Raw genomic sequence first — 357 nt, 5'->3', positions numbered from 1 at the left:
GGACAGCTACACGACTCTGAAGGAGACCCGGGACCGCGTTCTCGCCACCTCGGTCGCCGCTCGATGGCGGTTCAGCTGGACCGACGACGCACAGCCGATGCCCGACTGGGAGACGTCCTACGGGCGGACCAGGCAGCACCTGCTCCAGGCCTTCGCCGAGACCTACTCCCTGTCCCTCCAGCAGACGATGTACCGGATGGGCGAGCAGATCATCGATCACCGTGAAGAAATGGACGAGGTGCGCTTCTCCCTCCCCAACAGCCACCACTTCCAGGTGGACCTGGAACCCTTCGGCCTCGAGAACGACAGCGCGGACGGCGTCGTGTACTTCGCCGCCGACCGGCCCTACGGCCTCAT

The 357-nt window shown here is 65.5% G+C and carries 1 pseudogene; it reads left to right on the top strand.

Going from position 1 to position 357, the window contains the following annotated elements:
• Positions 1-357 (top strand): annotated as a pseudogene (locus J0695_RS41940) (factor-independent urate hydroxylase); the annotation flags it as partial.

Source organism: Streptomyces beijiangensis (genome assembly GCF_017315755.1).
GTDB lineage: Bacteria > Actinomycetota > Actinomycetes > Streptomycetales > Streptomycetaceae > Streptomyces > Streptomyces beijiangensis.
This window is presented reverse-complemented; position numbering and strand designations above follow the sequence as displayed.